General features: G+C 66.4%; 22 protein-coding genes and 1 pseudogene. 14 read left to right on the plus strand and 9 right to left on the minus strand.

The features are described 5' to 3' along the window. From ACRQ5Q_RS05170 to ACRQ5Q_RS05190, 5 genes are all read right to left on the minus strand, one after another. Nucleotides 1–846 (minus strand): ChbG/HpnK family deacetylase, encoded by an 846-nt coding sequence (locus tag ACRQ5Q_RS05170; RefSeq protein ID WP_439396333.1) that lies wholly within the window; start codon nucleotides 844–846, stop codon nucleotides 1–3. Continuing rightward, a complete protein-coding gene (locus tag ACRQ5Q_RS05175) occupies nucleotides 843–1,949 on the minus strand; it encodes a glycosyltransferase family 2 protein (protein WP_439371182.1) in 1,107 nt (368 codons plus the stop codon). The genes ACRQ5Q_RS05170 and ACRQ5Q_RS05175 overlap by 4 nt, the downstream gene beginning before the upstream one ends. Nucleotides 1,950–2,049: 100 nt before the next feature. Continuing rightward, nucleotides 2,050–3,027, minus strand: a complete 978-nt coding sequence (gene hisG, locus ACRQ5Q_RS05180; protein ID WP_439396335.1) for an ATP phosphoribosyltransferase — start codon at nucleotides 3,025–3,027, stop codon at nucleotides 2,050–2,052. 3 nt (nucleotides 3,028–3,030) lie between these two features. Next, nucleotides 3,031–4,182, minus strand: coding sequence for an ATP phosphoribosyltransferase regulatory subunit (locus ACRQ5Q_RS05185; RefSeq protein WP_439396337.1), 1,152 nt, complete (start codon nucleotides 4,180–4,182; stop codon nucleotides 3,031–3,033). Between the two features lie 136 nt (nucleotides 4,183–4,318). Then, on the minus strand, nucleotides 4,319–5,074 hold the full coding sequence (locus ACRQ5Q_RS05190; protein ID WP_439396339.1) for a 16S rRNA (uracil(1498)-N(3))-methyltransferase: 756 nt from the start codon (nucleotides 5,072–5,074) through the stop codon (nucleotides 4,319–4,321). 210 nt (nucleotides 5,075–5,284) lie between these two features. Here ACRQ5Q_RS05190 and ACRQ5Q_RS05195 point away from each other — a divergent pair, with 210 nt between their 5' ends. Together ACRQ5Q_RS05195 and ubiA are read left to right on the plus strand one after the other, a co-directional pair. Beyond that, nucleotides 5,285–5,944 carry a hypothetical protein gene (locus ACRQ5Q_RS05195; RefSeq protein ID WP_439375720.1) on the plus strand — a complete coding sequence of 220 codons (660 nt, stop codon included), beginning with the start codon at nucleotides 5,285–5,287 and terminating at the stop codon, nucleotides 5,942–5,944. Next, nucleotides 5,941–6,873 carry a 4-hydroxybenzoate octaprenyltransferase gene (gene ubiA / locus ACRQ5Q_RS05200; protein WP_439396341.1) on the plus strand — a complete coding sequence of 311 codons (933 nt, stop codon included), beginning with the start codon at nucleotides 5,941–5,943 and terminating at the stop codon, nucleotides 6,871–6,873. The genes ACRQ5Q_RS05195 and ubiA overlap by 4 nt, the downstream gene beginning before the upstream one ends. A gap of 124 nt (nucleotides 6,874–6,997) precedes the next feature. Here ubiA and ACRQ5Q_RS05205 read toward each other — a convergent pair whose 3' ends face one another. Continuing rightward, a complete protein-coding gene (locus ACRQ5Q_RS05205) occupies nucleotides 6,998–7,516 on the minus strand; it encodes a DUF6101 family protein (protein ID WP_439371175.1) in 519 nt (172 codons plus the stop codon). 273 nt (nucleotides 7,517–7,789) lie between these two features. Between ACRQ5Q_RS05205 and ACRQ5Q_RS05210 the strand changes: the two genes are divergently transcribed. The 6 genes from ACRQ5Q_RS05210 to lpxK are packed head-to-tail and all read left to right on the plus strand — an operon-like array spanning nucleotide 7,790 to nucleotide 13,317. Beyond that, entirely contained in the window at nucleotides 7,790–9,181 is a 1,392-nt protein-coding gene (locus ACRQ5Q_RS05210; RefSeq protein WP_439371173.1) for a TldD/PmbA family protein, read from the plus strand. After that, nucleotides 9,168–9,986, plus strand: a complete 819-nt coding sequence (locus tag ACRQ5Q_RS05215) for an inositol monophosphatase family protein (protein WP_439396343.1) — start codon at nucleotides 9,168–9,170, stop codon at nucleotides 9,984–9,986. Before ACRQ5Q_RS05210 ends, ACRQ5Q_RS05215 begins: the two co-directional genes overlap by 14 nt. Nucleotides 9,987–10,046: 60 nt before the next feature. Then, a complete protein-coding gene (locus tag ACRQ5Q_RS05220) occupies nucleotides 10,047–10,289 on the plus strand; it encodes a DUF4170 domain-containing protein (protein WP_439371169.1) in 243 nt (80 codons plus the stop codon). Next, a complete protein-coding gene (locus ACRQ5Q_RS05225) occupies nucleotides 10,286–10,999 on the plus strand; it encodes a lysophospholipid acyltransferase family protein (protein ID WP_439371167.1) in 714 nt (237 codons plus the stop codon). The genes ACRQ5Q_RS05220 and ACRQ5Q_RS05225 overlap by 4 nt, the downstream gene beginning before the upstream one ends. Further along, nucleotides 10,962–12,308, plus strand: coding sequence for a 3-deoxy-D-manno-octulosonic acid transferase (locus ACRQ5Q_RS05230; RefSeq protein WP_439396345.1), 1,347 nt, complete (start codon nucleotides 10,962–10,964; stop codon nucleotides 12,306–12,308). The genes ACRQ5Q_RS05225 and ACRQ5Q_RS05230 overlap by 38 nt, the downstream gene beginning before the upstream one ends. Continuing rightward, nucleotides 12,301–13,317, plus strand: coding sequence for a tetraacyldisaccharide 4'-kinase (lpxK, locus tag ACRQ5Q_RS05235; protein WP_439396347.1), 1,017 nt, complete (start codon nucleotides 12,301–12,303; stop codon nucleotides 13,315–13,317). Before ACRQ5Q_RS05230 ends, lpxK begins: the two co-directional genes overlap by 8 nt. Before the next feature lie 188 nt (nucleotides 13,318–13,505). Here lpxK and ACRQ5Q_RS05240 read toward each other — a convergent pair whose 3' ends face one another. Both ACRQ5Q_RS05240 and ACRQ5Q_RS05245 read right to left on the minus strand, forming a co-directional pair. After that, a complete protein-coding gene (locus ACRQ5Q_RS05240) occupies nucleotides 13,506–13,733 on the minus strand; it encodes a hypothetical protein (RefSeq protein WP_439396349.1) in 228 nt (75 codons plus the stop codon). Between the two features lie 417 nt (nucleotides 13,734–14,150). Beyond that, nucleotides 14,151–14,375 (minus strand): DUF2093 domain-containing protein, encoded by a 225-nt coding sequence (locus ACRQ5Q_RS05245; protein WP_232994551.1) that lies wholly within the window; start codon nucleotides 14,373–14,375, stop codon nucleotides 14,151–14,153. Nucleotides 14,376–14,562: 187 nt separating this feature from the next. Here ACRQ5Q_RS05245 and ACRQ5Q_RS05250 point away from each other — a divergent pair, with 187 nt between their 5' ends. Further along, nucleotides 14,563–15,387: a dienelactone hydrolase family protein gene (locus ACRQ5Q_RS05250; RefSeq protein WP_439371163.1), complete on the plus strand. Its 825-nt coding sequence runs from the start codon at nucleotides 14,563–14,565 to the stop codon at nucleotides 15,385–15,387. 223 nt (nucleotides 15,388–15,610) lie between these two features. Next, nucleotides 15,611–15,760: a hypothetical protein gene (locus ACRQ5Q_RS05255; protein WP_439371161.1), complete on the plus strand. Its 150-nt coding sequence runs from the start codon at nucleotides 15,611–15,613 to the stop codon at nucleotides 15,758–15,760. A gap of 231 nt (nucleotides 15,761–15,991) precedes the next feature. Here ACRQ5Q_RS05255 and xseA read toward each other — a convergent pair whose 3' ends face one another. Beyond that, nucleotides 15,992–17,614: an exodeoxyribonuclease VII large subunit gene (gene xseA / locus ACRQ5Q_RS05260; protein ID WP_439399688.1), complete on the minus strand. Its 1,623-nt coding sequence runs from the start codon at nucleotides 17,612–17,614 to the stop codon at nucleotides 15,992–15,994. A 214-nt stretch (nucleotides 17,615–17,828) separates the two neighbouring features. On the opposite strand from xseA, the pseudogene ACRQ5Q_RS05265 reads away from it, so the two are divergent. The 4 genes and pseudogenes from ACRQ5Q_RS05265 to ACRQ5Q_RS05280 form a co-directional block, all read left to right on the plus strand. Beyond that, nucleotides 17,829–18,211 (plus strand): annotated as a pseudogene (locus ACRQ5Q_RS05265) (hypothetical protein); the annotation flags it as partial. A gap of 4 nt (nucleotides 18,212–18,215) precedes the next feature. Continuing rightward, nucleotides 18,216–18,515: a winged helix-turn-helix domain-containing protein gene (locus ACRQ5Q_RS05270; RefSeq protein ID WP_439371160.1), complete on the plus strand. Its 300-nt coding sequence runs from the start codon at nucleotides 18,216–18,218 to the stop codon at nucleotides 18,513–18,515. Nucleotides 18,516–18,782: 267 nt separating this feature from the next. Beyond that, a complete protein-coding gene (gene purD, locus ACRQ5Q_RS05275) occupies nucleotides 18,783–20,066 on the plus strand; it encodes a phosphoribosylamine--glycine ligase (RefSeq protein WP_439371158.1) in 1,284 nt (427 codons plus the stop codon). A gap of 188 nt (nucleotides 20,067–20,254) precedes the next feature. Beyond that, nucleotides 20,255–21,157 carry an alpha/beta fold hydrolase gene (locus ACRQ5Q_RS05280; RefSeq protein WP_439371157.1) on the plus strand — a complete coding sequence of 301 codons (903 nt, stop codon included), beginning with the start codon at nucleotides 20,255–20,257 and terminating at the stop codon, nucleotides 21,155–21,157. The last annotated feature ends 5 nt before the right edge of the window (nucleotides 21,158–21,162 follow it).

A 21,162-nucleotide genomic window follows, 5' to 3' on the forward strand; every position in this document is an offset into this window, starting at 1 on the left:
TCATGCCAGTGTCACGTTGCTGTCCGCCAGCAGGCGGGCGAATGCATCGCTCTTCAGATAGGCGTGCTCGCGCTCGCGGACGTCGGTCATCGGATCGAGGCTGGTGAGGATGTCGTCGACGAAGCCGGGATGGCACATCACGAGGCCGCCGTCCGGCAGGCCTTCCAGAAACTGCCGCATCAGCTCGCCGAAATCGGCCGCGCGCGTGAAATCATAGGCGCCGGCGAAGCCGGGATTGAAGGCGAGGCCGGCGCTGGCGGCGCGGCGGCGGAATTGCGCGCTGAGGATGTCGAGCACCATGGCTTTGGGCGAGGCCAGCCGCTGCGCCAGTGGCAGCTTGCGGCCGCCCTGGCGCACCCAGGCCTGTGGCGCAGCCTCAACAACCGCATCGACAAAGCCGTCGCGCACCTGCGGATAGAGCTGCACATGCTGATGGCCGTCGACGAAATCAGGCGTGCGGCCGAAGGCGTCGACGAAGGCGGCGAGCTGCGCCTTCACCTCGGCGCGAAAGAATTCGCGGTCGAGCCGCCGCGCAAGACCGGCGCGCAGCAGCTTTGGAAACGGCAGGAACATATCGCCATCGAGGGGACGGAAATGCATGGTGAGCGGCCGAAACGGCGCCGACAGCGTGACATGCAATCCGATCGCGCAGCGCGGGCTCGCTTTCACCGCAGCCTGAAGCGCCTCGGCCTCGCTGCGTTCGATCGCAGCTCCCACCATCATCACCGAAGTGGCGTTGAGGCGGCCGCGTTCGATGAGGTCACGGATGGCGCGGTTGACGCCCGGGCTGATGCCGTAATCGTCGGCGCAGAGCCAGATTCGCCGCGGGCTCGCGGCGCTGCTCATTCGGCCGCCGTCCTGCTCGAGGCGTCCTGGCTCGAACCGTCCTGGCTCGAACCGTCCTGGCTTGAAGCGTCCTGGCTTGAAGCATCCTGGGCCTTGTCGGCCTCGAAATGCCTCTCGCTGTGCTCGGCGACGAAGTAGATCGGCCGCGCCTTCAGCTCGGAGAGGATCTTGCCGATATATTCGCCGACGATGCCGATCATGATGAGCTGCACGCCGCCGATGGTCATCAGGCCGACCACGAGCGAGGGATAGCCGGGCACCTGCTTGCCGGTTGTCCATACCTCCCACAGGATCGACAGGCCGAACAGGAAGGCGCCGCCGGCGAGCACCACGCCGAGCAGGCTGGCGAAGCGCAACGGCGCCACCGAGAACGAGGTCAGGCCCTCGATTGAAAGGCCAAGCAGTCGCGCGGCGTTGAAGGTGGTGACGCCATGTGCGCGCGGTGCCGGCTCGTAGTCGACGCGGATCTGGCGGAAGCCGATCCAGCTGGCGAGGCCCTTGAAGAAGCGGTTGCGCTCCGGCAATTGCCTGAGCGCTGCGACTGCGCGCGGCGACAGCAGGCGGAAATCGCCGGCATCCTCGGGGATCTTCTGGCGCGCGCCCCAATTGATCAGCGCGTAGAAGCCGTGCACGGCGAGGCGGCGCAGGAACGTCTCGTTGTCGCGATGCGCCTTGGCGGTATAGACGACGTCATAGCCGTCATCGATCCAGTGCCGCACCAGCTGCTCGACCAGGGCCGGCGGATGCTGGCCGTCGCCGTCCATGAACATCACGGCGCCGAGCCGGGCATGGTCGAGGCCGGCCATCAGCGCCGCCTCCTTGCCGAAATTGCGCGACAGCGACACCACCTGGATGCTGATCGCGTCAGCCGGCAACGAACGTGCGATCGAAAGTGTCGCGTCCGCGCTGCCGTCGTCGACATAGACGACCTCGCAAGCGAGCCGATAGCGCTCGCGCAAGGTCTTGGCGAGCTCGCAGATGCGCTGGTGCAGGGCGGCGAGGCCGGCCGCCTCGTTGTAGACGGGGACGACAATCGACAGTCCCTTCGCCGCGGCGGTGCCTGCGGTGGTCGTCATGCCGGAAACGTCAGAGCCCAGCGTCATCGATTGGGGTTCCAGAGGAGATCAAGGTCATCTCAACAGCATATGGTAGCTGCGGTTTGCTGTCGCTACGCTGAACGGAGCTGCTCAGCAAACTTTGGGCTCACCGCCGCAGGAACGCCTCGAGCTTGGCGAACAGCGGGTTCTCCCGGTCGAACACGTAGTCGAGCGAGGCCACCGAGACCGTGTCGGCGCCATGCTCGCGCAGGAAGCTCGCCAGTGCATAGAGCTGCCCCGGCGGGCAGTGCAGCGTCAGCATGCCGGACGAGGTCGGCCCGCCGAACGGGGCCTCGACGCCGAACCGGCTGTGGGCTTCGCCGAGCAGGGCGGCGTCGCACTGCCGGAAGCGGGTGCGGACCTCGCGGTATTTGTTGGCGCGCGCCCTTGCTGCGATGTGATCGAGGATGACGCGCGCAGTCTCGCGCGCCTGCGGCGACCAGTCGGCGTCCTTCGAGGCGACCAGATTGGCCTGGCTGCGCAGGATCACGCCGTCGTCGAGCACCCGCAGGCCGTTGGCGGCCAGCGTCGCGCCCGTGGTGGTGATGTCGACGATCAACTCGGCGCTGCCGGCCGCCGGCGCGCCTTCGGTTGCGCCCGCGCTTTCGACGATGCGGTAATCGGTGATGCCGTGGCTCTGGAAGAAGGCACGCGTGAGGTTGACGAACTTGGTCGCGACCCGCATCCGCATGTGATGCTGCTCGCGGAAGCCGGTGGTGACGTCGTCGAGATCGGCCATGGTGCGGACGTCGATCCAGGCCTGCGGCACCGCGACGACGACGTCGGCATAGCCGAAGCCGAGCCCCTCGATCAGCGACACGCGCTTGTCGGCGTCCGCGATGGTCTCGCGCACCAGATCCTCGCCGGTGACGCCGAGATGCGCGAAGCCGCGGGCGAGCTGCGATGCGATCTCGCTCGCCGAGAGATAGGCGACCTCGACATTGTCGAGCCCTGCGATGGTGCCGCGATAGTCGCGGGCGCCGCCGGCCTTCGACAGCTTGAGGCCGGCACGAGCGAAGAAGCCTTCCGCGTTTTCCTGCAGGCGGCCCTTGGAGGGAACGGCCAGAACGAATGGCGCGCTCATGACTTAAGCTCCCAGCTTGCGGCCGATCCGGTTCAGCGCGTCCACCCAGACCGAGAAGCCGACGGCGGCGATCGGCTCGCTAGATCCGAGCTGGGTCATCAGCCCGTCATAGCGGCCGCCCGCGACCAGCGGCTCGGCGCCGTTGCCGCTGTGGTGCAGCTCGAATTCGAAGCCGGTGTAATAGTCGAGCCCGCGTCCGAACGCGGTCGAAAAGCGCGCCTGCTTCACCTCGATGCCGCGCGCGGCCATAAAGCCGACCCGGCTCTCGAACTGGTCGATCGCAGCATTGAGATCGAGCTTCGCGTCAGTCGTGAGCGCACGCAGCTCGGCGACGGCATCGTCCGGATTGCCCGCGATCGACAGGAAGCGCTTGAGCACGGCGATGGCCTCGCGCGGCAGTGCGCCGCCCTTCAGCGTCGACTGCTCTAGGAAGCGGTCGGCGATCTCGGCCGTGGTGCGGCCGCCGACATTGGTGGTGCCGGCGATCGACATCAGATCGGTGACGAAAGCGAGTGCCGCCTTCCGGTCCGAGCCTGCGAGCGCTGCCAGCACGCCCTCATATTCGCTGCGCTTCGCGGTGGCCGCGGCCGCCAGCCGCTCCAGATCCTGTTCCAGGCTGATCTTGCGGTTGAAATCCTTGACCAGGCGGCGGCGCCAGACCGGATAGAGGTTGAGTGCGTCGAGCAGCGCGTTGAACAGTGCGACGTCACCGGTGCGGATCTCGACGTCGCGGACGCCGAAGGCGGCCGTCGCCTCCAGCGCCAGCGCCAGCATTTCGGCGTCGGCCGCGGCGCGGTCCTGACGGCCGAACGATTCGATGCCGGCCTGCAGGAATTCGCTGGCCTGACCGCTGCGGTAGCGAAACACCGGTCCGAGATAGCTGAATCCTGCTGGCTGGCCGGCCCGGCCGGAGGCGAGATAGTCGCGGGCGACGGGGATGGTGAGGTCCGGGCGCAGGCAGAGTTCCTCGCCGGAGAGGTCGCTGGTCAGGTACAGGCTCTTGCGGATGTCCTCGCCGGACAGGTCCAGAAACGGCTCGGCCGGCTGCAGAATCGCGGGCTCGGCCCTGACATAGCCGGCCTGCGCGAACGACAAGAGCAGCGTATCCGCCCAGGCGGCGGAGCCGGCAGCATTTGAGGTGGCAGTCGCGGTCATCTCAGGGGTCCATCGTCCCGGTGGAAGCGGGCAGAGCAGGGGAGGCGGAGGCGAATTGGCGGAGCCCTTAGCATGGCCCGACATCGGTTTCGACCTCCAAAGGATCAATCGCTTAACGGCGGGCAATGCGTCGGGATCAGCCGTTTTTGCCACCCCAGTCGCCCAGCACCGCCTGCACCAGCGCCAGGGCGGCGACGGCGGCCGTGTCGGCCCGCATGATGCGGGGGCCGAGGGCCAGCCGCAGGATGCTGGGCTGCCGCAGCAGCAGCGCCCGCTCTTCCTCGGCAAAGCCGCCTTCGGGGCCGATCAGCACGTCGATACCTTGCCCCGCCTTGCGGGCGCCTTGCAGGCTCTGAACGGGGTTTTGGACCTCCGCCGCCTCGTCGCAGAAGATCAGCCGGCGGCCTGCGGCGCGCTGGCTGAGGTACCGATCCAGCGGCACCGGCTCGCCGACGGTAGCGATGCTGAGGATGCCGCATTGCTCCGCCGCCTCGACCACATTGGCGCGCATCCGTTCGGTGTTGACCCGGGAGGCCTGGGTATACCTGGTCAGGACCGGTTGAAGGCTGGCGGCGCCCATCTCGATGGCCTTCTGGACCATGTAGTCGAGCCGGGCATGCTTGAGCGGGGCGAAGACATAAGTGAGGTCGGCCAGACGGTCCTGGGGCCGGGTCTGCTGCAGGATGACGAGGCCGTCCGGCCGCTTGCGGCCTTCGACCGCGGCCTGCCACTCGCCGTCGCGGCCGTTGAAGGCCAGCACCTCGGCCCCCGCCGACAGCCGCAGCACATTGCCGAGATAATTGCTCTGGTCGCGGTCGAGCGGGACCCTGGCGTCCTGGGCGAGGAGAGCATCAACGAACAGGCGGGGGGCGCGAAAATCGTGGGATGGCATCGTTCAAAGGTCCAATTTGGGGCCGTTCTTAACCGAAACCAGTCGTTTTGGGGGTAAATATCGCTGAATCGGTGCGTTCCCGCGCCGCGCTCTTGCCCTATTCGACGGGTTGTTAAGCGCTGGCGGGAATCGTAAAAACGCGAACACGCTGGTTGCGCTTCAATGGGAAGACGCTGAACCCCGTAAGCTCCTGCCGGAGAGACTGCCTTGATGATCCGTCATCTGATGGTTCCGATCACTGCCGCCATGGTCACCATGGGGGCCGCGGGCGCCTATGCGCAAAGCGCCTTCCCGGCGCCGCTGCCGAACCAGGCCGCGAGCAGCTCGGCATTTCCGCCCGTGAACGGCTCGGCGCCGACCGCCTCTGTCGGCGCGGCGCCGCAATCCTCGTTTCCCGTGAACGGCGCTGCGCCGATCGGCGGCGCTGGCGCTTTCAGTGCGGCCCCGCCGACGCAGGCCCCGGGTGAGGACTGCATGAAGGCCTTCCTTCCCTTGCGCGAGGAAGCCGAGAAGCGCGGCAAGGCGATCAAGGCCGCGAGCGACCGACATGCGCCACCGGACGAGGCCTGCAAGCTGATCCGCAATTTCAGCCAGGCTGAAATGAAGATGATCAAGTACATCGAGACCAACGCCGCCAAATGCGGAATCCCGCCGAATGTCGGCGCGCAGATGAAGGACGGCCACAAGAACACCGAGGCCATGCAGACCAAGGTCTGCAATGTCGCGCAGCAGATGCAGAACCAGCCGCGCGGTCCGGCAGGTCCGTCGTTGAGCGAGGTGCTGGGCTCGGGCTCGGCGCCCGAGGCCAATGCCGGCAAGAAGGGCGGCAGCACCTTCGATACGCTCAACGGCAACGTCCTGACCCGATGAGCGACACATCCGCCCGCGTTGCCGACTCCACCGGCAACTGGGTCGATACGCTCGCGCCGCATTGGGCGCGGCCCTACCTGCGGGTGTCCCGCTTCGATCGTCCGATCGGCTCCTGGCTTCTGCTGATGCCGTGCTGGTGGTCGGCGGCGCTCGCCGCCGGCATCGCGCACGATATCAGCCGTCTGCCGCTCACCATCGTGCTGTTCTTCATCGGCGCCTTTGTGATGCGTGGCGCGGGCTGCACCTGGAACGATATCACCGACCGCGACCTCGATGCCAGGGTCGAGCGCACGCGCTTGCGGCCGCTGCCCGCGGGACAGATCACCGTGAAGCAGGCGCTGGCCTTCATGATCGCGCAGGCGCTGGTCGGTCTCGTCGTGCTGCTTCAGTTCAACCGTTTTGCGGTCGCGACCGGCATCGCTTCGCTCGCGGTCGTCGCCATCTATCCTTTCATGAAGCGGATCACCTGGTGGCCGCAGGTCTTCCTCGGACTTGCCTTCTCCTGGGGTGCGCTGATGGGCTTTGCCGTCACCTTCGGACGCATCGACCTGACCGCGCTGGTGCTCTATGCCGGGTCGATTGCCTGGGTGATCGGCTATGACACCATCTATGCGCATCAGGACACCGAGGACGACGCGCTGATCGGCGTCAAGTCCACCGCGCGCCTGTTCGGCGCGCACACGCACCAGGCCCTGATCCTGTTCTATGGGCTCGCGGTGGTGCTGATCGGCGTCGCGCTGGCCTCAAGCGATGTGCGCTGGCCGGCCTGGCTCGGGCTCGCGGCGTTCGCCGCGCATCTGGTCTGGCAGATCGTGCGGCTCAGGACAGAGGATCCCGTGCTGTGCCTGCGCCTGTTCAAGTCGAACAAGCATGCTGGTGCGCTGCTGTTTGCCGGATTGCTCGCGGACGCGGTGATGCGGGCGGCGTAATTAGCAGGGTAGGTTAGCCCCGTGCTGCGCGGAGCGCAGTTGCTCGGCGTAACCCACCACTTTGCTTTCGATGCGGACAGATATTGGTGGGTTACGCCTACGGCCAACCAACCCCACGGCACCTTCAGTTCCGCGCGATGATCTCGCGTTCGTCGCGGTGAACGGCCAGCTCGCGCGCCATGCCGGTGCGGCGGCGCATCAAGAATTTCGGACGTCGGGCGCGGATCGCGTTGGCGCGACGACGGCGGGCTGCGGGCTTGCGCGCACCTTCGTCGAGCTGCGGAAGCGCAAAGATCTCGCTCCAGATCGCCCAGGCCTCGGTAAGCTCATTGGCTTCGGCGCCGACCAGCAGCGGAACGGAGAGGGAAGGGTCGCGATGGACGAGGACGAGCGCCTGCGCCTCGTCATGGCCGCGCAGCGCGATGCCGGTGAAATCGCTGACGCGGACGTTGATCGCCATCTGCATGCCGCGGACGGCACGGCGCAACACGACACGCTCGCGATGAAGCTCGATCTGCCTGGTGTATCCGTCGGCGCGCGGATCATGCGCGTCGAAGCGGACCGGAAGGGAAAGGGGGTCGAGCCGCAGGGAGCGGCTCGACCCGGCGGGAGCGACCCCGCATGTTGATGTTTGACGCCTCACGGCTTTCGTTCTCCCCGCCGGGATTATGTTCCCGGTCGATGCGAGGACCTTAGCGCGCCCCTTTCCGAAACCGCTTAAAAAGGCTGGTTAACCCGGCGTGACCACGGCTCATGATTGACAAGACCTTCGCGCGCATGATTGACGAGACGTTGCGCCAACGAAGCGAATCTGAGCTTTTTGCGGGCTGAAAATGCTTGAAGTCCGCACCATTTGGGCACATCTGGTGGGTTCGGCCGTTCCGGGCTCGACCCTCGCCCCAACAGGATTTCGTTTGTGAACCCTTCACCAAGCTCGACGCTTTCGCCCAAAGCCAATCGTGATCTGTTCGATCAGTCCGCGCTGTCCGATCTCGCACAGCGGCTGGTGGAGGCGGCCAGACGCGCAGGCGCCGATGCGGCCGATGCGGTCGCGGTGCGCGGCGTCTCGCAAGGGGTCGAGGTTCGCGACGGCCGCGTCGAGGAATCCGAGCGGTCCGAGGGCGATGATGTCGGCCTGCGCGTGCTGGTCGGCCAGCGCCAGGCGGTGGTCTCCACCAACGACGTCAGCGGCGATGCCGTGACCAAGCTCGCCGAACGCGCGGTGGCGATGGCGAGGGTTGCGCCCGTCGACAAATATGTCGGCCTCGCCGATCCCGCGCTGCTCGCGCGCGACTTCCCCGATCTCGATCTGCTCGATCCCGACGTGCCCGCGACCTCGGAGCTCGAGCGCCGTGCGCTCGCCGCTGAAGCTGCCGCACTCGCGGTGAAGGGAGTCACGAAATCCGGCGGCGCCTCGGCCTCCGCCGGCATGGGCGGCATGGTGCTCGTCACCTCGACCGGCTTCCATGGCTCCTACCTGCGTTCCAGCCAGGGCATCTCGGCCACCGCCATTTCCGGCGAGGGCACCAGCATGGAGCGCGACTACGATTTCACCTCCGCGCCGCATGGCGCCGACCTGCTGTCGCCGGAAGCCGTCGGCCGATCCGCCGGCGAGCGCACCGTGGCGCGCTACAATCCGCGCAAGGTCGAGACCTGCAAGGTGCCCGTGGTGTTCGACCCGCGCGTCGCGGGCTCGCTGGTCGGCCATCTCGTCGGCGCCATCAACGGCGCCTCGATCGCGCGCAAGACCAGCTTCCTCAAGGACAAGCTCGGCCAGCAGCTGTTCGCCAAGAACATCCGCATCATCGATGACCCCTTGCGCAAGCGCGGCCTGCGCTCGCAGACCTTCGACGCCGAAGGCGTCGCGGTGAAAACAATTGCGCTGGTCGATGAAGGCGTGCTGACCACCTGGCTGCTCGACTGCGCCACCGCGCGCGAGCTTGGGCTGGCCACCACAGGCCACGCCCATCGCGGCGTCTCGTCCTCGCCGTCGCCGGGGCCGTACAATCTGCACCTCGAAGCCGGCACGCCGACGCCGGCCGAATTGATCGCCGACATCAAGCAGGGCTTCTACGTCACCGACCTGATCGGCTCCGGCGTCAACGGCGTCACTGGCGATTACAGCCGCGGCGCCTCCGGCTTCTGGATCGAGAACGGCGAGATCACCTATCCCGTCAGCGAGGTCACGATCGCCGGCCATCTGTTCGAGATCTTCAAGTCGATGCAGCCGGCGAACAATCTCGAATTCCGCTACGGCATCAATGCGCCGACGGTGCGCATCGAGGGCTTGACGCTTGGCGGACGCTGACGCGAACTCCCTCGACTCGACCATCCTGACCCACGACGCGGCGCTGCTGAAAGACGCGGTGCGGGAGGCGGGCGCGCTCGCCCAGTCGATGTTCCGGACCGAGCTGAAGAAGTGGATCAAGGGCGCGTCCTCGCCGGTCTCGGAAGCCGACATCGCCGTCAACGATCTGCTCGAGGCGCGGCTGCGCGCCGCCACGCCGGACTATGGCTGGCTCTCCGAGGAGAGCGCCGACGACGCCAAGCGGCTGTCGCGGCGGCTGACATGGGTGGTCGACCCGATCGACGGCACGCGCAATTATCTGGGCGGCCATGACGAGTGGTGCGTCAGCGTCGCGCTGGTCGAGGACGCCACGCCCGTTCTCGCCGCGGTGTTCGCGCCGACCATCGACGAGTTCTTCTTTGCGGTCCGAGGGCAAGGTACGACGCTGAACGGCAAGGCTGTGCGGGCGACTGGCGGATCCGAACTCGACTTCTCGCGCGTCGCCGGGCCAAAACCTCTGGTCGAGCGCCTGAAGCCGTCACTCGGTGAGATCAAGCTGCACCCGCGAATCGGCTCGCTCGCGCTCCGGCTCTGCCGGGTCGCCCATGGCGCGCTGGATGCGGCTTTTGCGGGCGGCAACAGCCATGATTGGGACCTTGCGGCGGCCGATTTGATCGTGCAGGAAGCGGATGGTAGGATGAGCGACCTCTCCGGAGATCCCATCCTCTATAACCGCCGGGAAGTGGCCCACGGGGTGCTGGTGGCAGCGGGACGCGATCGTCATGCGAGCATTGTCGCGCATTTTCGCAACCGTCCCTTGCCCTGAAGCGCTTTCGCGTGCCTGTTGATCACTGCTTTGCCGGGCAGCCCGTTAGAAAGAGAACCCATGTCAGATAGTGCCCCGCAACAACTGCTTCACCTCGTCATCGGCGGAGAGCTCGTCGATCTCGAGCACAGCACCTTCAAGAACCTGGACGACGTCGACATCGTCGGCCTCTATCCGAACTACGCGACGGCGCACGCCGCCTGGCGCGCCAAGGCGCAGAGCACGGTCGACAATGCGCAGATGCGCTATTTCATCGTCCATCTCCACCGGCTGCTCGACCCGAATCAAGAACCGGCGCGTTGAAAAAACTGCTTCGCAATACGCTGCGAAGCAGCTTCGTTCAGCGTGCCGTCGGGGTCCTGGCGGCCGAATATCTGCGCTTTGTCTGGCGGACCAACAAGTTCACGTTCGATCCGTCGGACGTCTATGACATCGTCGAGCCGCAGATCCCGGCGATCTTCGCCTTCTGGCACGGCCAGCACTTCCTCACGCCGTTCATCAAGAACAAGGACTGGTACAAGGCCAAGGTCCTGATCTCACGGCATCGCGACGGCGAGTTCAATGCCATCGCCGCCGAGCGGCTCGGCATCGGCACGATCAGAGGTTCCGGCGATCACGGCGGGGCGTTCCACCGCAAGGGCGGGGTCGGCGCCTTCAAGGAAATGGTGCGGACGCTCCAGGACGGTTGTAATGTCGCGCTGACCGCCGATGTCCCCAAGCGCTCGCGCGTGGCCGGGCTCGGCATCATCATGCTGGCACGGGAATCGGGGCGGCCGATCATGCCTTTCGCGATGGCGACCAGCCGCTTCGTCCGGCTCAAGAACTGGGACCGCACCACCATCAATTTGCCATTCGGGCGGGGCGCATTGGTCGGCATCAAGGAAATCCACGTTCCGCCGGATGCTGACGCCGCCATGATGGAAGCGCTGCGGCAGGAGCTCGAGGAGACGCTGAACGAGGCGACCCGGCGCGCCTATGCGCAGCTCGGCCGCCCGGGACCGGAAGATGCCTAAATCGCTGCCCATTGCGCTGCCGATCACGCTCCGGATGTACCGGCGCCTGGCTAGCGGCCTGGTGCCGCTCGCCCCTGCGCTGATCAAGCGGCGGCTGAAGCAGGGCAAGGAGGACCCCGCGCGGGTCGGCGAGCGGCGCGGCCTGTCCCGCGACGTGCGGCCGCACGGCCCGCTGGTCTGGATCCACGGCGCCAGCGTCGGCGAGGTGCTGGCGGCGGCGGCGCTGATCGAGCGCCTGCGCGATCTCAATCTGCGCATCCTGCTCACCTCGGGCACGGTCACCTCGGCGGCGGTCGTCGCAAAGCGCTTTCCGCCCGACGTCATCCATCAATATGTGCCGTATGATTCGCCGCGCTATGTCGCGCGCTTCCTCGACCATTGGCAGCCGTCGCTGGCGCTGTTCATCGAATCCGATTTGTGGCCGAACCTGATCCTGGCGGGCGCCGCACGGCGGGTGCCGATGGTGCTGATCAACGGGCGGATGTCGCCGCGCTCCTTCCCGCGCTGGCGGCGGATGCACGGCACCATCTCCGCGCTGCTGTCGCGGTTCGATATTTGTCTCGCGCAATCCAGGACCGACGCGGAGCGCTTCTCCGCGCTCGGCGGCCGGGACGTCGTCACCACGGGCAATCTCAAGCTCGACGTGCCGGCGCCGCCGGCCGATCCCGCAAAACTCGAAAGGCTGATGGCGGTGACGCGCGGGCGGCCGATTATCGTCGCGGCCTCGACCCATCCGGGCGAGGACGAGATGCTGGTCGCGGCACATCGCAGCCTGGTCGGCTTCTCCCCGCAGCTTCTGACTGTGATCGTGCCGCGCCATCCCAATCGCGGCTCCTCGATTGCAGGCCTCGTCACGGCGTCCGGCCTCAAGCCTGCCTTGCGCTCGCGCGAGGAGCTGCCGACGGCCGCGACCGACGTCTACGTCGCCGACACCATGGGCGAACTCGGCCTGTTCTATCGCCTCTCGCCCGTCGTGTTCATGGGCGGATCGCTGATCCGGCACGGCGGGCAGAACCCGATCGAGGCGATCAAGCTTGGTGCGGCCATCGTCCACGGCCCGCACGTCTTCAACTTCGCCGAGGTCTACGAGGCGCTCGACCGGGGCGGCGGCGCGCGCCAGGCCGACACGCTGGAGGCGCTGGTCAAGCAGCTCGGCCTGTTGCTCGCCGACCCGAGCGTTTGCGACAAGATGCAGCGGGCGGGTGCGGGCGTGGTCGAGCAACTCGGCGGCGCGCTCGATCGCACGATGGCCGCGCTCGAACCGTATCTGTTGCAGCTGCGGATCGAGATGGGAGCCGCCAATGCGTGAGCCGGCCTTCTGGTACCGGCCACGTTCTCTCCAGTCATACGTCTTATGGCCGCTCGGCGCGCTCTACGGTGCGATCACCGAACGGCGCATGCTGCGCACGGGCTTTGACGCCGGTATCCCCGTGATTTGCGTCGGCAATTACCATGTCGGCGGCGCCGGCAAGACGCCGACCGTGCTGGCGCTGACCAGGCTGTTGCGCGAGCTCGGTGAGACGCCTGTGGTGCTGAGCCGCGGCTATGGCGGCCGCCTGACGGGCCCTGTCATGGTCGACCGCGAGCGCCACACCGCGACCGACGTCGGCGACGAGCCGTTGATGATGGCGCGCGACGTTCCTGTTGCCGTGGCGCGCGACCGCCTTGATGGCGTCGCGCTGGCGAAGTCGCGAGGCGCCACCGTGATCCTGATGGACGACGGTTTCCAGAACCCGAGTCTTTTGAAGGATGCCTCGCTGATCGTGATCGACAGCGAGCGCGGCCTCGGCAACGGCGCGGTGTTTCCCGCCGGCCCGCTGCGTGCGCCGCTGCAGGCGCAGCTCGCGCGCACCGACGCGCTGGTGCTGATCGGCGACGGGCGTGCCGCCAATGACGTCGCCGCCGAGCTCGCCAAGCGCAACAAGCCCGAGCTGCGCGCGCGGTTGAAGCCGGAGGCGGCCTCACTCGCGCAGCTCCTCGGCAAGCGGGTCTTTGCTTTTGCCGGCATCGGCGATCCCGCGCGCTTTTTCCGCACGTTGCAGGCCAGCGGCATCGAGGTCGCGCGCACGCGCCGCTTCGACGATCATCACATGTTCTCGCGCGAGGAGCTCGCCGAGCTCGCGGCGGAAGCACAGCGCGAGCAGCTCACGCTGGCGACGACGGAAAAGGATCTTGCGCGCCTGCATGGCAGTGAAGGCGTGCCCGCCGGCATCGTGCCGTTTGCCGTCCAGCTCGAATTCGACGACCCGGCCAAGTTGCGGCAGCTGATCACCGATCAACTCTACAAGGCGCGCGAGCGCAGGTTCAGCCGGCGCTGATCGCCGCATTGCGGGGGCCGCGATCGCTGCTTCAGCAGACAGTCATGCTCACCACACCCCAACGACCATCATTCCGATGATGGTCAGGCACGAGACGCAGGTCACCATGACGGTATAGCTTTCGGGTGTGTTCATCGCTGTCTCCCAAACTGTTGCCGACGCGGGAGAGATTGCCGGACTCGGCCGCTTCAATTCGGCGCGCCGCGAGCGGTCTTGCGGTGTGCCGCCGCCCTCGCGTCGTCACTCTGATCCGAAACAAGATAGTCCGCTTCGAGTGCTTCAAAGCGTTCAGCTGCGATCAGAAGCTGTTTGCGCATTTCGGCGAGGCGCGCGCGGCAATATTCGCGATAGAGCAAGTCCAGTATGATGGGCATGATCACCCCCATCGATTGACTTTGGATTGGCAGATATTCCACCGCGCATTTTCGAGGTGATCAGTAGCCCGTCAGGTGGCTCTTCGCTATGAGCCCGTTCACAGACTGCGCCAATTCCAAAGCTCAACGGTCGTTTGGTCGACTTGATCGTCTGTGCGATAAAAGGAACAGGGCTAGTTACCTAACACGCAGTTTAGCAGCGCTGTGTTTCAGCAAGACTTCGTCAAACAACTTAAGGACGCCGCACCGAGACGAAAAATCCAACCACAAAGCGAAATGACTTACCTCGGGGTGAAAGCACGATTCGATGCAACGTGGATCAACGACGAGGATTATTTCGCTGCGTGCAGGTCCAACGGCAGTTCGCCATTCACCCCTCATTCATCGCAAAACTTCTATCCGTTCCGGACGATCAGGATCACGCCTGGCGCCTTTGCCCACCCTACGAGGTCTGCGAGATCACGACTGCTTCGGCGCGCCGGGAAAATGCCGCTGCAGCACGGCGGCGGGCGTGGCGTAGGCTTCCTGCAGGTCAACGCTCCAGTACTTCAATTCGTCGAGCGGGATCCGCGTGTCGGTGATGGCGCAGCGCACGAAGGTCCCCGGCGAGATCACGCGGAAATCGCCGTCGAGATATTGCACCTGCGCTTCGCCATGGCCGGAAGAGCCGAACTTGTTCAGCACGGTCGAAAGTCTCCGTGGAAGGCCCATAAGGGCACGATGTGTTGGACGGGATGTAGCATAGATAGGGTGGCTTGTCCGCCCGGTAAACCCACCGGTTTGTGATGTTTTGCCGCCGTTTCCGCATGGTACTGCTCCGGGCGAAGGGTCGTCCCGCCGCTCGCGGCCGCAACTGATATGGCAGAGTCCGATGCGCCTTCGACTGATCGCCCTGTTCCTGACGCTTCTGATACCGGCCGCATACGCTGCGCCGGCCCCGCATCAGGTCGAGATTCCGCTCGCCTCGGGGACGCTGCATGCGCAGCTGTACAAGCCCGAGGGTGACGGGCCGTTTCCGACCGTGATCGCACTGCATGGCTGCGGCGGCCTCGGCGGCCATTCCGATCCCGTGCTGCCGCGCTATCGCGACTGGGCCGAGCGCCTGCTCAAGGCCGGCAACGCCGTGCTGCTGCCGGACAGCTACGGTTCGCGCGAACTCGGGCCGCAATGCCGCGTCAAGGAGAGCCACGTCAAGGTGCGGCGCGAGCGCGTCGCCGACATCGCGGCCTCGCGCGCCTGGCTGATGAAGCAGGCCTGGGTCGCGCGCGACCGCATCAGCCTGATCGGCTGGGCCAACGGTGCCAGCGCGCTGCTCTGGGCGGTGCGCCCGCAGAGCACCTCGCGCGATCAGGGACCGGATTTCCGCGCCGCGATCGCGTTCTATCCGGATTGCCGGATCTCGGCGGGTTTGGGCTGGAGCGCGCGGGTGCCGACGCTGGTGCTGATCGGTGCCGATGACGACGTGTCGTCGCCGCCGGCCTGCCGCCAGATGGTCGACGGCGCGCGCGGCCGCAGCGCGCTCGCGCGCATCGTGGTCTATCCGGGCGCCTATCACGATTTCGACCGCGCCAACACGCCGCTGCATGCAGCCAGCGGCAGCAGCGACGCCGCCGCGCCCGAGCACGGTCACCTCGGCACGGATGCCGAGGCGCGCGCGGAGTCGCACAAGGAAGTCGCGGAGTGGCTGGCGCGGTAGCGGCAATGCCGCAGCCAAGATGAGGCGACTTGTCCCGCCGTAGCTCGATAGAGCGAGGGCGGAAGCGGGGCCGCCCGGGAACAACATCACGTGGACAGCCCCGCATCGACCACCGCCCTGCACGGAAAATGGCCGACCGTGAATCTACGGATCGCGCATGGCCGCGGTTTCAGCACATGGCCGTGCCATCATTCGACCACGATGTCGATTAAACGCATCTCACATGCGCAACCGCATCACGCTCTTCGCCTCCGCCCTGATCGCCTTCACCGTCGCGATTTTCCTGTATGAGGCCCACGCTGGCGCCCCACAGCTTGCGCCGGAACATTGCGGCTTCTGGACCACGATGGACGCGGGATTGTCCTGCCGGTAGGGCTGCCGTAGCCCGGATGAGCGAAGCGATATCCGGGACAAGCGTCGCCGCACATCGCTGCGCTCATGCGGGCTACAACGCCTCCACGTCGTCATTGCGAGCGCGGCGACTTGTCCGCCGAAGCCTTGGCGACGGCGGAAGCAATCCAGAATCCTTCCGCAGCGGGATTCGGGATTGCTTCGTCGCAAGGGCTCCTCGCAATGACGGGGATAGAGCGCCGCCCTCGCGCACTCAGAACAAGCTGCCCTGATCCACCGGCTTGGCCACGCGCTTCGGCGCGGGCTTTGTCTCCTGAGCGGCCGGCTTCGGTTGCGACAGCGTGCGCTTTGCCGCGGGCGCCGGGCGATCCCCATCCGCGGTCGCGCCGACACGGCCATCCGCGAACTCGATCTCGACACGTGCGCCGGGGCCGATCGCGTCCGCAGCGTGCACGGGGTGGCCGGCTTCATCGCGCACCAGGGCAAAGCCGCGTGCGAGCACGCCGCGATAGGACAGCGCGGAGAGCAGCTTGCCGCTGTTCTCGACGCGCGCATCGAGCCGCTGCAGCAGCGTGAGGAGCGCGCGGCCGGCGCGCTCGGCGAGGCGATGCGTGCGCTCGCGCTGGCGGGCAATCGCGTTGCGCTGCGCCTGCGCATTGGAAAGCTTTGAGGCGCGCAGACGCACCTCCAGCCCGGCAAAGCGGTCGCGACGCTGCCGCAGCAGCGATCGGGCGGAGAGGCCGAGCCGCTCGCCGCACACGGTGAGGCGGTGATCGGCCTGCGAGATCTGGCCATGCAGCACGCGCAGCGTCAGCTTTGAACTGGCGGCGGTGAACCTGCGGAAATGCGCATGCGTGTTGGCCTTGAGGCAACGGGGCAGGGAGGCTCCGGCTGAATCCAGCCGCTGCCGCGGGATCGCGAGCAGATCGCCGGCCGCCGGCAGCGCGCGGGCGGCGGCGCGCAGCTCGCCGCGGCGGCTCTCCTGCGCGCGCTGCCAATAGGCGCGGGTGCGGCGTCCGAGATCGGCGACCTCGACGAACAATTCGCTGCGCACGGGGACGGCCATCTCGGCGGCCGCCGTCGGGGTCGGTGCGCGCTTGTCGGCGACGAAGTCGATCAGGGTGATGTCGGTCTCGTGCCCCACGGCCGAGATCAGCGGGATCATGCTCTCGGCTGCCGCCCGCACCACGATCTCCTCGTTGAACGACCAGAGATCCTCCAGCGAGCCGCCGCCGCGAGCGACGATCAAGACGTCGGGCCGCGGAATCCTGCCGCCCTCGGGCAGCGCGTTGAAGCCACGGATCGCAGCCGCGACCTGCTCGGCGGAGCCTTCGCCCTGCACCCTGACCGGCCACACCAGCACGCGGCGGGGGAAGCGGTCCTCGAGCCGGTGCAGGATGTCGCGGATGACCGCGCCGGTCGGCGAGGTCACCACACCGATCACCTCCGGCAGCCACGGCAGGAGCTGCTTGCGCGCCGCGTCGAACAGGCCTTCGGCGGCGAGCTTCTTCTTGCGCTCCTCCATCAGCGCCATCAGCGCGCCGATGCCGGCCGGCTCCAGCGCCTCGATCACGATCTGGTATTTCGAGGAGCCCGGATAGGTCGTGAGCTTGCCGGTGGCGATGACCTCGAGCCCCTCCTGGGGCTTGAAGCGCATGCGGCCGTGCACGCCCTTCCAGATCACCGCTTCGATCTTGGCGCTCTCGTCCTTGAGCGCGAAATAGCAATGGCCGGAGGAGTGGGCGCCACGGAAGCCCGAGATCTCACCGCGGACCCGGACATGGCCATAGGTGTCCTCAACGGTCCGCTTCAGGGACTGCGAGAGCTCGGAGACGGTGAATTCGGGCGTATTGAGCAGTTGTTCCGCAGGCGGCATCGGCAAACGATTCGGCATTTTGGGGTCAGACCCGACGTTAAGGATTTTCGCCGCGCGGCGCCAATTCGGGGATTGATCAGGAGAGTTCTCTGTAGTATAGAGTTCTCTATTGATGATGAATTCGGTGAGGGGTGGTCCTGGTCATGCAGTTGCTCCGAGGTGCTCTGGGCTTGCTGAAATGGGGTTGTGTGCGGTCGGCGCCGTGGCGCTGCGAGTCTATGCCTGGGTCGCTGTGGACGTCCTCGGCGGCCTGGTTGCGCTCTGCTCAACCCGCCGCATCACCGCCATGGCTCCGGCTTCGACGTTAGGCTGCTCCTGGTGTTCGTGCTGTTCTTCGCCTTCGGTTATCTCTGTACCAATGTGATCGGCCATTTCGGCCCGCGCCAGTTGGGTACATTTTGGCCGCTCTATTTCATGCTGTTTTATACCCTGGCGGGTTTGTGGTTCGGCTACGTCTTTGTGGCGATCATCGGCCTCGGCATTTCCGCATTGACACTGATCGGGTTCTTCTACATCGGCGAAGCGTTTCCGCTCTGGATGGCCTTCTTGAACGGCGGCGGCCTCATCCTCGGCGGCCTCTGGATGCGGCGGATCTAGCTGGATGGCCGAGCTCGACGACATCATCCACCAGCCGCTGCGCCTCAAGATCATGGCCGCGCTGAATGCGTTGCCTGCGACGGCCGGACTGGAGTTTTCCCGTCTGAAGAGGCTCACCGGCGCCACCGACGGCAATCTCGGCGCCCATATCGAGACCCTGGCCAAGGCGGGGTACGTCTCGGTGGACAAGGCCTTCGTCGGCAAGAAGCCGCAGACGACAGTGACCGCCACCGCCGCCGGCCGCGGCGCCTTCGCGCGGCACGTCGCGACGCTGCAGGAGATCATCGCAGGGAAGCAGGTTTAGCTTTCTGCGATGCCGATTATTGTGCCCTCTCCCCTTGCGGGAGAGGGCATGACCACTGAAAGCCGAGGGCTCGCTTGGGTGAGGGGTCTGTCTCCGCGGATAGAGACGCCTCATCCGGCGCTTCGCGCCACCTTCTCCCACAAGGGGAGAAGGGAAGGCAGCACTGCCTGCGCCCCGGCATGACGGGGAGCGAGGCGTTTCCCCTTGAGACCAGCGCCGATTCGTGCGACCTCCGCCCCCAGCAAAACCCCTCATTTCGAGCCCTCGATGCACATTCTACTGCTCGGTTCCGGCGGCCGCGAACATGCTCTCGCGTGGAAGATCGCGGCCTCCCCCCTGGTCACGAAATTCTGGTGCGCGCCCGGCAATGCCGGCATCGCCCGTGAAGCGGAATGCGTGGCGCTCGATGTCGCCGACCATGCCGCCGTGATCGACTTCTGCAAGAAGAGCGCGGTGGAGCTCGTGGTGGTCGGCCCGGAAACGCCGCTGGCGGCCGGCATCGTCGATGACCTCGCCGCTGCCGGCATCAAGGCATTCGGGCCGAGCGGAGCCGCTGCCCAGCTCGAAAGCTCCAAGGGGTTCACCAAGGCGCTATGCACCGAATTCGGCATTCCGACCGGCGCCTACAAGCGCTTCACTAACGCTAATGCCGCGCGGGCTTATGTCCAGAGCCGGGGCGCGCCGATCGTGGTCAAGGCCGACGGCCTTGCCGCCGGCAAGGGCGTGGTGGTCGCCAAGACGGTGCGCGAGGCGGAAGACGCCATCGCCATGATGTTCGAGGGCGCCTTCGGCGAGGCTGGCGCCGAGGTCGTGATCGAGGAATTCCTGCCCGGCCGCGAGATCAGCTTCTTCGCGCTGTGCGACGGCGAGACCGCGATCCCGCTGGCCTCGGCGCAGGACCACAAGCGCGTGTTCGACCATGACGTTGGTCCGAACACCGGCGGCATGGGCGCCTATTCGCCGACGCCGCTGGTGACGCCCGCGATCCACGACGCGATCATGGCCAAGATCATTTTGCCGACGGTGGCCGGCATGAAGCAGCGCGGCACGCCGTTCCGCGGCGTGCTCTACGCCGGCATCATGCTGACGACGCAGGGGCCGAAACTGTTCGAGTTCAACGTCCGCTTCGGCGATCCCGAGTGCCAGGTGCTGATGCTGCGCATGATGTCGGACATCGTGCCGGCGCTTCTCGCCGCCTGCGACGGGCAGCTGAAGAATTTCGACCTGCGCTGGCATCCGGAATCCGCGATCACCGTGGTGATGGCGGCGAAGGGCTATCCCGGCGACTACCAGAAGGGCACGCGCATCGAGGGGCTCGATGACGCCGCCAAGGTGGATACCGTCGAGATCTTCCACGCCGGCACGGTGGCCAAGGAGGGCGCGATCTTCGCCAATGGCGGCCGCGTGCTGAATGTCTGCGCGCTCGGCAAGACCGTGACCGAGGCGCAGGCGCGTGCCTATCAGGCTGTCGACCGCATCAACTGGCCGGACGGCTTCTGCCGCCGCGATATCGGGTGGCAGGCGGTGGAAGCGGAGAAGGCCCGGAGCTGACAGGCTTTTTTGCGACACGCGCGCAAAAACCTTGCGCCATCGCGCCGCCACATCGACATTCCAGAAATGCGTAGTCGGCTGTTTGACTTAGCGTCCTTCGCCGAGGACGCGTGGTACTGTGCATGGGGTTGTTTTCGACTTTTTTGTTGGGAGCGGCTCCGGGACTGACCAGACAAGGATGCAGAAAGATGTCCGATCTCGCCGACCTCTATCCCGGCTTCGCCTCCGAATGGATCAACACCTCCTTCGGCCGCATCTTCGCCCGCATCGGCGGCGAGGGCCCGCCGCTGCTGCTGCTGCACGGCTTCTCCGAGACGCATGTGATGTGGCACCGCGTGGCGCCGCAGCTTGCCGACAGGTTCACGCTGATCATCGCCGACCTGCCGGGTTACGGCTGGTCCGACATGCCCGAGAGCGATGCGCTGCACATGCCCTACAGCAAGCGCGCGATGGCCAAGGCCATGGTCGAGGCGATGGAGCGGCTCGGCCACGTGCACTTCGCGCTCGCCGGCCATGACCGCGGCGGCCGTGTCTCCTACCGCCTGGCGCTGGACCATCCCGGCCGGCTGTCGAAGCTTGCCGTGCTCGATATCCTGCCGACCTATGATTACTGGGAGCGGATGAACCGCGCCTATGCGCTGAAGATCTATCACTGGACCTTCCTGGCGCAGCCCTATCCGCTGCCGGAGACGCTGATCTCCGGCAATGGCGAGTTCTACCTGCGCTTCAAGATGGCGAGCCAGACCAAGTCGAAGACGCTGGATGCGATCGACAAGCGCGCGCTCGAACACTACATCGCCCCATTCCGCGATCCCGCCCGCCTGCACGCGATGTGCGAGGACTACCGCGCCGGCGCCTATTTCGACTACGACCTCGACAAGGCCGATTTCGAGGCCGGCAAGAAGATCACCGTGCCGATGCTGGCCCTGTGGGGCGGCGCCGGCATCGCCCAGGCCGCGGCGACCCCGCTGGACACGTGGAAGCAATGGGCGACGAACGTGGATGGCATGCCGGTGGATTCCGGCCACTTCCTCACCGAGGAGAACCCTGACGTGACCGCAAAGGCGCTGCTGGATTTCTTCTCAGCTTGATCCAC

The sequence above is a fragment of the Bradyrhizobium sp. PMVTL-01 genome (assembly GCF_051861855.1).
In the GTDB taxonomy this organism is placed as follows: Bacteria; Pseudomonadota; Alphaproteobacteria; order Rhizobiales; family Xanthobacteraceae; genus Bradyrhizobium.